Origin of the sequence: Mycobacterium talmoniae (assembly GCF_001854525.1) — a bacterium.
GTDB classification, from domain to species: Bacteria; Actinomycetota; Actinomycetes; order Mycobacteriales; family Mycobacteriaceae; genus Mycobacterium; species Mycobacterium talmoniae.
This window is the reverse complement of sequence record NZ_MLQM01000169.1, coordinates 1-11,738: the sequence shown is the minus strand read 5'-3', so window position 1 is coordinate 11,738 and position 11,738 is coordinate 1. Positions and strand designations below refer to the sequence as shown.

Below are 11,738 nucleotides of genomic sequence, written 5' to 3'. Positions count from 1 at the left end.
TTCGCGTCCGATCATCGGCATCTCGCAGGCGTTGGCCTCGGCGGGGGCGGCCACCGCGGGACGCGGCTGGTGGTGGCGGATGACGTCGGCAGTGGGGACATCGGCCAGCACCGTCATGCTGATGCAGTCGCGGCCGTTTTGCTGCGCGGCCACCACCCCCGCCGCCGCCGCAGACCACGATCATCACCCGGCCGCCCGAGACGGTGACCGTCGCGCCGCCGCCGCCGCGCGAAGGCGAGGAACCCGCGCCGGGCCAGGGGCCAGGGCAGCCTCCCGGCCCGGGGGCGCACGGGGCCAGCGGCACCATCACCATGCCGAGCCGCGCCGGCGGCGGGCACGTGGTGACCGCCGGTTACCCCAGCGCACCCCCGCCGGGCCCGCCCGGCGACGCGTTTTCTGGAGTGGCCCCCGACGTGGAGGTGATCTCGATCCGTCAGTCAAGCCAGGCGTTCGGCCCCAAGGATCCCTTCGTCGACGAGGGCGACCCGCAATCACGGCAAAAGGCCGACAGCATTCGGACCATGGCGCGCGCAATCGTGCACGCCGCCAACATGGGCGCTCAGGTGATCAATATTTCCGACGTGATGTGCATGAGTGCACGCAGCATCATCGACCAGCCCGACCTGGGGGCGGCGGTGCGCTACGCCGCGGTGGAGCGGGACGCGGTCATCGTGGCCGCGGCCGGCGACACCAGCAAGCGCGACTGCAAACAAAACCCGGTCTATGATCCGTTGCGGCCCAACGATCCCCGCGACTGGGGCGGGGTGACGACGGTGGTGACGCCGTCCTGGTTCGACGAATTCGTGCTGACCGTCGGCGCGGTGGACTCCAACGGGGCACCGCTGGACAAGTCCAGTGTGGCCGGGCCGTGGGTGTCGCTTGCCGCACCGGGCACCGACATCGAGGGGCTGTCCCCCCGCGACGACGGCCTGATGAACGCCGTTGACGGACCGGACAATTCGTTGTTGGTCCCCAGCGGCACCAGCTTCTCGGCGGCGCTGGTGTCCGGGGTGGCGGCGCTGGTCCGGGCGAAATTCCCGGAGCTGTCGTCCTACCAGATCCGGAACCGCTTGATTCACACCGCCCGGCCCCCGGCCCGCGGGGTGGACAACCAGGTGGGCTACGGCATTGTCGATCCGGTGGCGGCGCTGACCTGGGATGTGCCCAACGGTCCGGCGAAACCCCCGGAACGGCTGTCGGCTCCGCTGAAACTGCCGCCACCGCCCCCGGAGCGCAACATGACGCCGGTGTGGGTGGCCGGCGCGGGGCTTGCGGTCCTGCTGATCGGGGCCGGGGTCGCGTTGGCCGCGGCCAAGATGCTGCGGCGATCGGCGGGACAGAAATGAAAGCGCAACGCGCGGTGGGGCTCAACCTCTCGTGGCCGCGGCTGACCGTCGTTTTCCTGATCGATGTCGCGGTGCTGGTGCTGGCCCGGCACTGGCCCGGCTCGGCGCGGACCGCCACCTACGCCTGGTGGGTCGGGGTCGGGATCGCGGTGCTGGTGTTGATCGTCGCCGTGGTCACCTATCGGCGCACACCGCTGGCCTCGGCGGCGGCGGCGCGGGTGCTGGACCGGTTCGTTGACCCGCAGGCCACGCTGGCCGCCGGGCGCTCACCCGGGCTCGATCACCGGCGCCGGTTTGGCCAGGACCCGGTCGGAATCCGGGAACACCAGGGCCAACTCGTCTCGGTGATCGCCGTGACGGGCCGGCCCGACCGGCGCGTCGGGCGGCACGGCCAGCCGGGGGCGGCGACCGTGCCGGTCGGGCCGGTGGCCGCCGCACTGCGCCAGTTCGATGTGCGGCTCGAGGGGATCGACATCGTCTCGGTGGGTGTACCGGTCGCCGTCGACACCGGATTCGGCGAGGAACCCAGATCGGTTGATCAGCGCCACACCTGGCTGGTGTTGCGGATGGATCCGCAACACAACGTCGCCGCGGTGGCGGCCCGGGATTCGGTGGCGTCCACCCTGGCCGCGGCCACCGAGCGGCTCGCGGCCGAGATCGACGGCGCGCAGTGCGCGGCGCGACCGGTGACCGCGGCCGAGATCGCCGACGTCGATGTCGCGGTGTTGGCGGGTCTGCAGCCCGAGCACATCCGTCCGCGTCGGCGTCGGCTCAAACACAAACAGCCCGAAGGGGACAAGGAGTTTGTCACCAGCTTCTGGGTGTCGCCGTCCGACATCACCTCGGAGACGCTGGACCAGCTGTGGGACTCCGACACCACCGCCACGGTGGTGACCGTTCGGCTCATCCCGCGTCGCGGCGGCACCGAGGTGTCGGCCTGGGTGCGCTATCACAGCAGCGGGCGGCTGCGTAAAGAGGTGTGGGCGGGGCTGAACCGGCTCACCGGCCGCCAGCTGGTGGCGGTGTCGGCCAGCTTGCCGGCCCCGGCGGTGCGGTCGCCGCTGGTGGTGCCGGGCCGGGACTTGCGTGAAGATGAAGACTTGGCGGTCCCGCTGAGCCCGGCGCCGCCGCCGAGAGTGGAGGTGGGAGCCCGCACATGAGCAGCCCGCAGATGGCCACGGTCGACGCGCGCAACGCCATGGTGGCCGGCCTGTTGGCGTCGGGGATCTCGGTCAACGGGTTGCAGCCCAGCCGCAATCCGCAAGTGGCCAAACAGATGTTCACCACGGCCACCACGATCGACCCGGGCATGTGTGACGGGTGGCTGGCCCGGATCCTGGCCGGGGAGCAGGGCGTCGACGTGCTTGCCGGGGCGTGGGCGGCGGTGCGGACCTTCGGGTGGGAAACCCGCCGGCTGGGGCTCAGCGACGTGGAATTTCGTCCCGAGGCGTCCGACGGCCTGTTCCTGCGGTTGGCGATCACCAGCGTGGACACCCTGGCCGCCGGCTATGCCGCCGCGCTGACCGAGGAGAAGCGCTACGCGGAGGCCGCGCAGCTGCTGGACGGTGTGGACCCGCGGTCACCGTTTGACGCCGAGGTGGTCAACTACGTGCGCGGCGTGCTGTACTTCCGGACCGGCCGCTGGCCCGATGTGCTCACCCAGTTTCCGCCCGCCAAACAGTGGCGGTACCCCGAATTGCGGGCGGCCGCCGCGGCGATGGCGACCACGGCGCTGGCCTCCCTGGGCGTCTTCGAGGAGGCCTGCCGCCGGGCCGAGGAGGCCACCGCCGGGGACCTGGTGCCCGCCGCCGCCAACGTCGCGACGTACACCAAGGGCATGTGCCTGCGGCACCTGGGCCGCGACGACGAGGCCACCGAGGCGCTGCGCCAGGTGTATTCGCGCGACGCCAAGTTCGCCCCGGCCCGCGAAGCGCTGGACAATCCCGACTACCGGCTGGTGCTGACCGACCCGGAAACCATTGAGGCGCGCACGGATCCGTGGGATCCGGACAGCGCACCGACCCGCGCGCAGACCGAAGCCGCCCGGCACGCCGAAGAGGCCAAGAAGTACCTGGCCGAAGGCGACGCCGAGCTCAACGCGATGCTGGGCATGGCGGCCGCCAAGCGGGAAATCAAGCTGATCAAGTCCACGACGAAGGTGAATCTGGCCCGCGAAAAGATGGGCCTGCCGGTGCCGGTCAGCTCGCGGCACACGCTGTTACTGGGTCCGCCGGGCACCGGCAAGACGACGGTGGCCCGGGCGTTCGCCAAACAGCTGTGCGGGTTGACCGTGCTGCGCAAGCCGCTGGTGGTGGAGACCAGCCGCTCCAAGCTGCTGGGTCGCTATATGGCCGACGCGGAGAAGAACACCGAGGAGATGCTCGAGCAGGCCCTGGGCGGGGCGGTCTTCTTCGACGAGATGCACAACCTGCACGAGGCCGGCTATCAGCAAGGCGACGCCTACGGCAACGCGATCATCAACACCTTGTTGCTGTACATGGAGAACCATCGCGACGAACTGGTGGTGTTCGGCGCCGGGTACGCCAAGGCGATGGAGAAGATGCTGGAAGTGAACCAGGGTCTGCGGCGGCGGTTTTCGACGGTGATCGAGTTCTTCAGCTACACCCCACCGGAATTGATCGCACTGACCCAGCTGATGGGCACCGAAAACGAGGATGTCATCACCGACGAGGCGGTCGAGGTGCTGCTGCCGTCCTACACCAAGTTCTACAACGACGAGAACATCTCCGCCGACGGTGACCTGATCCGCGGCATTGACGTGCTGGGCAACGCCGGATTCGTCCGCAACGTGGTGGAAAAAGCCCGCGATCACCGCAGTTTCCGGCTCGACGACGAGGATCTGGACGCGGTGCTGGCCAGCGACCTCACCGAGTTCAGCGAGGACCAACTGGTCCGGTTCAAGGAGCTGACCCGCGAGGACCTGGCCGAAGGCCTCAGCGCGGCGGTGGCCGAGAAGAACCCCGACTAAAGCGGCGGGGCTGTGAGCCAGCTCACAGGAACCCGTCAGCAAACTCGGACAAAGCCCCCAGGAGGCCCACAACCGGCACCCATCTGGGGCCATACCGACCCGCGGTTGGCGGTAAAACGCCAGGTCAAAGCCCTACGAGGGTGGGCCGCGGACAACGCCGCCGGGCGCCGAGCCGCCGGTGCGGCGGCCGCTGGGCGGGCGATGGCCGGCAAGTCGGGTTGACCGGCGTCTGTGATCGGTGCCACCATGGCGCTGCATGCACCTCGCTAGGTGAGGCGTCTGCACGGAAATAGGCCACTGACCCCGAACGTCGAAAGACGCCCCGGGTCAGGACAGCTCTTCCCGGCTTAAGGGTTGAGCCCAAGTGGCTTCCGGGATTCCCGGATCACGCCGTGCAGTGCCGAAGCTCTGACGAGAGGGGTGCGGTGCCCGGGCGAGTCCGGTCGGGTGCTCTCATCCCTTGGTGTGCACCGCGACGGCACCCCCGTGTGCCCCGGCCGTGAGGAGGTGAGGGCGAGATTGAGTCCCAGCGATAGTCCATATCCGAAATCGATGACCGTTTCGTACCGATCCGGCCCCGGCACCTTCGCCCGCTGAGTCGAGCCGCGCCGCGTTCATTCACATCGCCTCCGCACCGCGGATGCGTGTCTTGACGCGTGCCCGATTCTCCTGAGCGGCAGCCGGACTGGATCCTTCCCGGAGGAGAAGACCATGTCGTTTGTGACCACCCAGCCAGAACTGCTGACCGCCGCGGCGGGCAACCTGCAGAGCATCGGCTCCGCGTTGAGCGCCCAGAACGCGGCCGCCGCTGCCCCCACCACCGGGCTGATTCCCGCTGCCGCGGACGAGGTTTCGGCGCTGACGGCGACCCAGTTCGCCGCGCACGCCACCCTGTACCAGGCGGTCAGCGCCCAGGCGGCGGCGATCCACGAAATGTTCGTCAACACGCTGGGCGTCAGCGCCGGTTCGTACGCGGCCACCGAGGCCGCCAACGCCGTCGCGGCCGGGTAACCGGTTTGGGGGTGTGGTGATGGATTTTGGTGCGTTGCCGCCGGAGGTGAATTCGGGGCGGATGTATGCCGGTGCGGGGGCGGGGCCGTTGATGGCCGCGGCGTCGGCGTGGAATGGGTTGGCCGCGGAGTTGGGGTCGGCGGCGTCGGCCTACGGTGCGGTGATTTCTGGGCTGACCAGTGAGGGGTGGTCGGGTCCGGCGTCGGCGTCGATGGCTGCCGCGGCAATGCCCTATGTGGGATGGATGACGACGATGGCCGGGCAGGCGAAGCAGGCCGCCACGCAGGCCACCGCGGCGGCAGCGGCGTTCGAGGCGGCGTACGCGGCCACGGTGCCGCCGGCGTTGGTGGCGGCCAATCGGGCGCAGTTGGCGACGCTGGTGGCGACGAACTTTTTGGGTCTGAACACGCCGGCGATTGCGGCGACCGAGGCGCATTACGGCGAGATGTGGGCCCAGGACGCCGCGGCGATGTACGGGTACGCCGGTGCGTCGGCGGCGGCGGCGCAGGTCAGTCCGTTCACCCCGCCGCCGCAGACCGCCAACCCGGCCGGGGTGGCCGGCCAGGGTGCGGCGGTGTCCCAGGCGGCCGGTATGGCGGCGGGCTCGCAGACCCAGTCGGTGCTGTCCCAGCTGACCATGGCGACACCGACCGCGCTGCAGGGGATGGCCTCACCGTTGCAGTCCGGTGCGACGACCGCCGCCACCACCGGCACCACGCCCGGCTCGGTCCTCTCGGCGATCAGTACTCCGCTGGGGCTGCAGCCGGGAGACATCACGAACGCGGCGACCAACCTGGCGAGCAGCTCGTTCAGCCCGATGTCGGTGGCCGGCATCACCCAGGTCGGGGCCGACCTGGCCGCCATCCGCGCGGCCACCGCCGGCGCCAATCTGGGCCTGGACGCTCCGGGCATGGCCGCGATGGTGCCCGGCGTCGGCATGGGCATGTTCGGCCCCACCGGTCTGGGCAGCCTGGGCGCCCTGGGCGGTCCCGGGTCGATGATGTCGGCGGGGTTGGGCCACGCCGCCTCGGTCGGCGGCTTGTCGGTGCCGCAGGCCTGGGCCGCGGCCGTGCCGAACGGCAGCACGGTCGGCACCGCGCTGACCGGCACCACGATGACGGCGGCCCCCGAGGCCGGCATGCCGGGGATGCCCGGGATGCCGATGTCGGGGATGCTGGGCAACGGCTTTGGCAACGCGGTCCCCAAATACGGCTTCCGGCCCACCGTGATCGCCCGCCCCCCGGCCGCCGGCTGACCGGTGCCGCCCACAGGGCAACGGCCAGCAGATGCCCGGCTAGCGTGCAGCTGCCTCCCAGTAAATTCCCAGCTGCGGGCCAGCGGGATGACAGCCGGGTCTGCGTAGGCTTGATGAACGTTAGGAGAACGCACGATGACGAGGAATTGCCGGTTGTGACCCCGACCGGTGACGTCGTCGTGGCGTGGCACCACCGAGACCCGCGGCGTCGGCAATGGCCGCAGGGGCTGGCAGCGGCCGAAACGGTGGTGCCAACGGACACGTCGTCCCGGTTGCAAGGACACGCGCCACTGCCCGCACACCACGCGCGTTGAGCCCGGAGGTCGAAGACATGGATTTTGGAGCGTTGCCGCCGGAAATCAACTCCGGGCGGATGTATGCCGGCCCCGGGCCGGGCCCCCTGCTCGGAGCGGCCGCGGCCTGGGAGGCGCTGGCCGCCGAACTGGCCTCCACGGCATCCGCCTACGATTCGGTGATCTCCGGGCTCACCGGCGGGGCATGGTCGGGTCCGTCCTCGGTGTCGATGGCGGCCGCGGCCGCGCCGTACGTGTCGTGGATGTCGACCACCGCGGCCCAAGCCGAACAGACCGCCGCGGGCGCCACCGCGGCGGCGGCGGCCTATGAGGCGGCCTTCGCGGCGACGGTGCCCCCGCCGGTGATCGCCGCCAACCGCAGCCTGCTGGCGTCGCTGATCGCGACCAACATTCTGGGGCAGAACACCCCGGCGATCGCGGCCACCGAGGCGCACTACATCGAGATGTGGGCCCAGGACGCGGCCGCCATGTACGCCTACGCCGGATCGTCGGCGGCCGCCGCGCAGGTCACGCCCTTCAACGAGCCTCCGCAGACGACCACCCCGGCGGGCGGGACCAGCCAAGCCGCCGCCGTCGCCCAGGCCACCGCCACGTCGGCCGGTGGGCACGCGCAGGCCTTGCCGCAATTGCTGTCGACGGTGCCGCAGTCGTTGCAGAGCCTCGCCTCACCCATCACCACCACCGCGGCTCCTGCGGCGGCGGCCGATCCGCCGTCGCTGCTCTCGGCGCTGAACAGCTTCATCACCGGGCCGTTGTCGCCGGCGTCGCTGTTCCCGATCGGTGGTGTGCCTTATCTGCTCGGGATCCAGAGCTATCTGCTGCCGCAGGCCTCGGCCAACCTGACCAGCGCCGCCGAGAAGGTGTCCACACTGCCCGCGGCGGCGGTCGGCGAACCACTGGCGGGCATCCTCGGTATGGGGCCAGCCACGGCCAGCTCAACCGGCTTCAGCGAGCTATCGGCGGGCCTGGGCGGCGCGGGCCGGATCGCGGGCATGTCCGTGCCGTCCAGCTGGGCGTCGTCCGCCCCGGCGATCAAAGCGGCCGCCGCGATGCTGCCCGAAACCAACCTGAGTGCCGCTCCGCTGGCGTTCGCGGAGGAGGGGCAGTCCAGCATGCTGAGCAACATGGCGTTGTCCGGTCTGGCCGGGCGGGGCATGGTCGGCACCGGCGGTTCCGCTGCTCGGACCGTGGGCGCCGCGAGCGCGTCGGCGGGCAAAGAGTTTGCGACCACCGCCAACATCTTCGTGATACACGAGGCCGAGTGACCGCCGGTGTGCTGGTAGCCGATCAAGGAGCCTAGCAATGGATTTCGCAGCCCTACCCCCGGAGATCAACTCCGGACGCATGTACGCCGGCCCCGGGTCGGCGTCGCTGCGGGCCGCCGCGGAGGCCTGGCAAGGCCTGGCGGCCGAACTGCGCGCCTCCGCGGCGTCGTATTCGTCGGCGATCTCGGGCCTGACGGCGGCATGGACGGGGCCGTCCGCGGCGAGCATGGCGGCCGCGGCCGCACCGTATGTGGCGTGGCTGACCACCACCGCAACGCAAGCCGAGCAGACCGCCAGCCAGGCTCGGGCGGCAGCGGCCGCCTACGAAACCGCTTTCGCCGCAACGGTTCCCCCGCCGGTGATCGCCGCAAACCGCGCGCAGCTGGCGTCCCTGGTTTCCAGCAACATCATGGGTCAGAACACCGCGGCGATCGCGGCCACCGAGGCGCAATACGCCAGCATGTGGGCCCAGGACTCCGCCGCGATGTACAGCTATGCCGGACAATCCGCGGCCGCGGCCACCGTGACGCCGTTCAGCGCGCCCGCACCCAACACCAACCCGGCCGGCGGCGCCAGTCAGGGCGCCGCGGTCGCGCAGGCCGTCGGGTCCTCGGCCGCGTCCAACACCCAGTCGGTGCTGTCCCAGTTGACATCCACCACACCGAGCGCGCTGCAAAGCCTCGCCGCCCCGGCCGCCGCCTCCGACCCGGTCTCGTCGCTAACGAATCTGCTCAGCAGCATCAATTCATCCCCGTTGGCGTCGCTGGCCGCCGATGTGGAGCTGCTGCCGAAATCGATTCTGCCGGCGAACGACATCCTCATCAGCATCATCATGGGTTTGGTGATCGGGGGACGGCGCCTGTCCGACGTGGCCGTCGGGGTGGCCGGCGCCGGCGCCGGCTCCGCGGCGGGGCCCGCGCTTCCCACGGCCGGCTTGCCGGCGGCCGCCTCGGCGGCGGTGTCGGCGAGCGTGGGCGAGTCCGGTTTTGTCGGTGCGTTGTCGACCCCGCCGAGCTGGGCGACCGCCACCCCGGCGATTCGGACCGTGGCGGCGGTGCTGTCGTCCACGGGGGAGGGCGCCGTGCCCGCGGCCGCGGTGAGCCAGATGAGCCTGTTCGGTGAAACGGGCATGGCCGCTATGGCCGCGGGCGCGCTCGGCACCGCGATTCCGCGCACCCTGACCGGGGGTGGCGGCGGCAAGCTGCGCGCTGCCGCGACCAAAGACGTCAAAGACCTCAAAGACACGGAGTCGTCGCCGAATCTGCAACGGGTTGTGGCCGAAATGGCGGAGAACCCGGAAAGTGTGCAGCACTGGCGCACCGACTCCGAACACCTCGACGCGCTGCTGGCCGAACTTCAGCAGAAGCCGGGGATCCACGCGGTGCATGTCTCCAAAACCGACGCGCCCCGGATGACACCGCCACGCTCCCGGCTGTTCTAACCAGATGAGGTCGCGTGTGCACTGTGAAGGTGCTTGCGGGAAGCCAAAATTCATGCGCGCTGGCGCATCTGTGAGCCGAATCGCAGGTGCGCTGGCCGGTCGGTGCCGTGTTCGGGTTGACTCGGGTGCGAGTTGATGCCACGATGGCCGATGTATGCACCTCGCTAGGTGAGGCGTCTACACGGACACAGGCCACTGACCCCGAACGTCGAAAGACGCCCCGGGTCAGGACAGCTCCTCCCGGCTTAAGGGTTGAGCCCAAGTGGCTTCCGGGACTCCCGGATCACGCCGTGTAGTGCCAAAGCTCTGACGAGAGGGGTGCGGCGCCCGGGCGGGTTTTCCTCGGGTGCTCTCATCCCGTGTGTGCACCGTGACGGCACCCCCGTGTGCCCTGGCCGTGAGGAGGTGAGAGCGAGATTGAGTCCCAGTGGAGATAGTCCCTATCCGCAATCGATGACCGTTTCGTTCCGATCCGGCCCCGGCTGCACTTCCGCTTCCTGAATCGGCTTGCGCCTCCTTCCCTGACACACGCCTGCACTGCGCCGGCGGGTGTCTTGGCGCGCGCCCACCACAGCGGACTGAGCCGCGCCGGGTTGGGCTGTGCTGTGAGGAGAAAGTCCATGTCTGACGTTCTGGGACACGCAGTTCCGCGGAGGCGCGCGTTACCGGCCCGCATGGACGCCTGCCCGGCTTCGGCCGTAACCAAGGGGGTTTGCTGATGGATTTTGGTGCGTTGCCGCCGGAGGTGAATTCGGCGCGGATGTATGCCGGCGCGGGGTCGGGGCCGTTGATGGCCGCGGCGTCGGCGTGGAATGGGTTGGCCGCGGAGTTGGGGTCGGCGGCCTCGGCGTACGGTGCGGTGATTTCTGGGCTGACCGATCAGGGGTGGTCGGGTCCGGCGTCGGCGTCGATGACCGCCGCGGCGATGCCCTATGTGACGTGGATGAACACCACTGCCGGGCAAGCCAAGCAGGCCGCCACGCAGGCGGCCGCGGCGGCGGCGGCGTTTGAGGCGGCGTACGCGGCCACGGTGCCGCCGGCGTTGGTGGCGGCCAATCGCGCCCAGTTGGCGGCATTGGTGGCGACGAACTTCCTGGGTCTGAACACGCCGGCGATTGCGGCGACCGAGGCGCATTACGGCGAGATGTGGGCCCAGGACGCGGCGGCCATGTACGGCTACGCGGGCTCCTCGGCGAGTGCGACGAAGGTGACCCCGTTTACGGCGGCGCCGCAGACCACCAACGCCGCCGGGGCCGCCCAGCAGGGTGTGGCGGTGTCGCAAGCGAGCGGCACCGCCGCCAGTTCGCAGACCCAGTCGGTGCTGTCCCAGCTGACCTCGGCGATGCCGACCGCGTTGCAGCAGTTGGCTTCACCGCTGCAATCCACCGCCTCCACCGCGTCTAGCTCGGGGACCTCCGGCGGGCAGACGATCCCGAACATCCTGGGCTGGTTGGGCGTTTCGAACTCGGATCTGTCGAACGGGATCACCAACCTGTTCAGCAGCTCGTTCAGCCCGATGGCCCCGGCCGGGATCACCCAGGTCGGCGCGGATTTGGCCGCCATCCACGCGGCCACCAGCGGCGCCAACCTCGGTTTGGACGCGCCGGCGATGGCGATGCCCGCGGTGCCGGGGGTGGGCATGGGCCTTGTCGGGCCGGGCAGCCTGGGCGGATCGGGGTCGTTGGTGTCGGCCGGGATGGGTCAAGCGGCGACGGTCAAGGCCACCCTGTCGGTGCCGCAGGCCTGGGCGGCCGCGGTGCCGGCGTCCAACACCACCGTGGGTACCACGTTGGCCGGCACCACCATGACCGCGGCCCCCGAGGGCGGGATGCCCGGCATGCCCGGGATGCCGATGTCGGGGATGCTGGGCAACGGCTTTGGCAACGCGACACCCAAATACGGCTTCCGGCCCACCGTGATCGCCCGACCCCCGGCCGCCGGGTAATCGAAAACTGTTGACAAGCAACGAGTTAAGGAGATTTTGAGATGGCTACGCGTTTTATGACGGATCCGCATCAGATGCGGGCGATGGCGGGCCGGTTTGATGTGCACGCTCAGACGGTTGAGGATGAGGCCCGCAAGATGTGGGCGTCGTCGATGAACATTACGGGTGCTGG

The 11,738-nt window shown here is 70.2% G+C and carries 7 protein-coding genes, 3 pseudogenes and 2 riboswitches; of the genes and pseudogenes, 9 read left to right on the top strand and 1 reads right to left on the bottom strand.

The features are described from left to right. Positions 1-171: pseudogene (locus tag BKN37_RS30000) on the bottom strand (thioesterase family protein); the annotation flags it as partial. Here BKN37_RS30000 and mycP point away from each other — a divergent pair. The 9 genes and pseudogenes from mycP to BKN37_RS22155 form a co-directional block, all read left to right on the top strand. Next, positions 159-1,346 (top strand): annotated as a pseudogene (mycP, locus tag BKN37_RS22195) (type VII secretion-associated serine protease mycosin); the annotation flags it as partial. The pseudogenes BKN37_RS30000 and mycP overlap by 13 nt on opposite strands. Continuing rightward, the gene (eccE, locus tag BKN37_RS22190; protein ID WP_071029111.1) at positions 1,343-2,506 is read left to right on the top strand and encodes a type VII secretion protein EccE; all 1,164 of its coding nucleotides are present in this window, start codon (positions 1,343-1,345) and stop codon (positions 2,504-2,506) included. The pseudogene mycP and the gene eccE, both read left to right, overlap by 4 nt. Next, positions 2,503-4,335: a type VII secretion AAA-ATPase EccA gene (gene eccA / locus BKN37_RS22185; RefSeq protein ID WP_071029110.1), complete on the top strand. Its 1,833-nt coding sequence runs from the start codon at positions 2,503-2,505 to the stop codon at positions 4,333-4,335. Before eccE ends, eccA begins: the two co-directional genes overlap by 4 nt. Before the next feature lie 255 nt (positions 4,336-4,590). Continuing rightward, positions 4,591-4,762, top strand: a riboswitch (M-box (ykoK) riboswitch). Between the two features lie 284 nt (positions 4,763-5,046). After that, positions 5,047-5,346, top strand: coding sequence for a PE family protein (locus BKN37_RS22180; protein WP_071029109.1), 300 nt, complete (start codon positions 5,047-5,049; stop codon positions 5,344-5,346). A gap of 19 nt (positions 5,347-5,365) precedes the next feature. Beyond that, entirely contained in the window at positions 5,366-6,601 is a 1,236-nt protein-coding gene (locus tag BKN37_RS22175) for a PPE family protein (protein ID WP_095407176.1), read from the top strand. A gap of 331 nt (positions 6,602-6,932) precedes the next feature. Next, a complete protein-coding gene (locus tag BKN37_RS22170) occupies positions 6,933-8,180 on the top strand; it encodes a PPE family protein (protein WP_071029107.1) in 1,248 nt (415 codons plus the stop codon). Positions 8,181-8,217: 37 nt separating this feature from the next. Further along, positions 8,218-9,621, top strand: a complete 1,404-nt coding sequence (locus BKN37_RS22165) for a PPE family protein (RefSeq protein WP_071029106.1) — start codon at positions 8,218-8,220, stop codon at positions 9,619-9,621. 153 nt (positions 9,622-9,774) lie between these two features. Then, positions 9,775-9,946, top strand: a riboswitch (M-box (ykoK) riboswitch). A 393-nt stretch (positions 9,947-10,339) separates the two neighbouring features. Further along, positions 10,340-11,566, top strand: coding sequence for a PPE family protein (locus BKN37_RS22160; protein WP_095407175.1), 1,227 nt, complete (start codon positions 10,340-10,342; stop codon positions 11,564-11,566). Between the two features lie 41 nt (positions 11,567-11,607). Then, positions 11,608-11,738: pseudogene (locus tag BKN37_RS22155) on the top strand (WXG100 family type VII secretion target); the annotation flags it as partial.

Bases quoted from the DNA above. Each gene is read 5' to 3' on its own strand.
- eccE (WP_071029111.1), top strand. From the start codon at position 1,343: ATGAAAGCGCAACGCGCGGTGGGGCTCAACCTCTCGTGGCCGCGGCTG.
- eccA (WP_071029110.1), top strand. From the start codon at position 2,503: ATGAGCAGCCCGCAGATGGCCACGGTCGACGCGCGCAACGCCATGGTG.
- BKN37_RS22180 (WP_071029109.1), top strand. From the start codon at position 5,047: ATGTCGTTTGTGACCACCCAGCCAGAACTGCTGACCGCCGCGGCGGGC.
- BKN37_RS22175 (WP_095407176.1), top strand. From the start codon at position 5,366: ATGGATTTTGGTGCGTTGCCGCCGGAGGTGAATTCGGGGCGGATGTAT.
- BKN37_RS22170 (WP_071029107.1), top strand. From the start codon at position 6,933: ATGGATTTTGGAGCGTTGCCGCCGGAAATCAACTCCGGGCGGATGTAT.
- BKN37_RS22165 (WP_071029106.1), top strand. From the start codon at position 8,218: ATGGATTTCGCAGCCCTACCCCCGGAGATCAACTCCGGACGCATGTAC.
- BKN37_RS22160 (WP_095407175.1), top strand. From the start codon at position 10,340: ATGGATTTTGGTGCGTTGCCGCCGGAGGTGAATTCGGCGCGGATGTAT.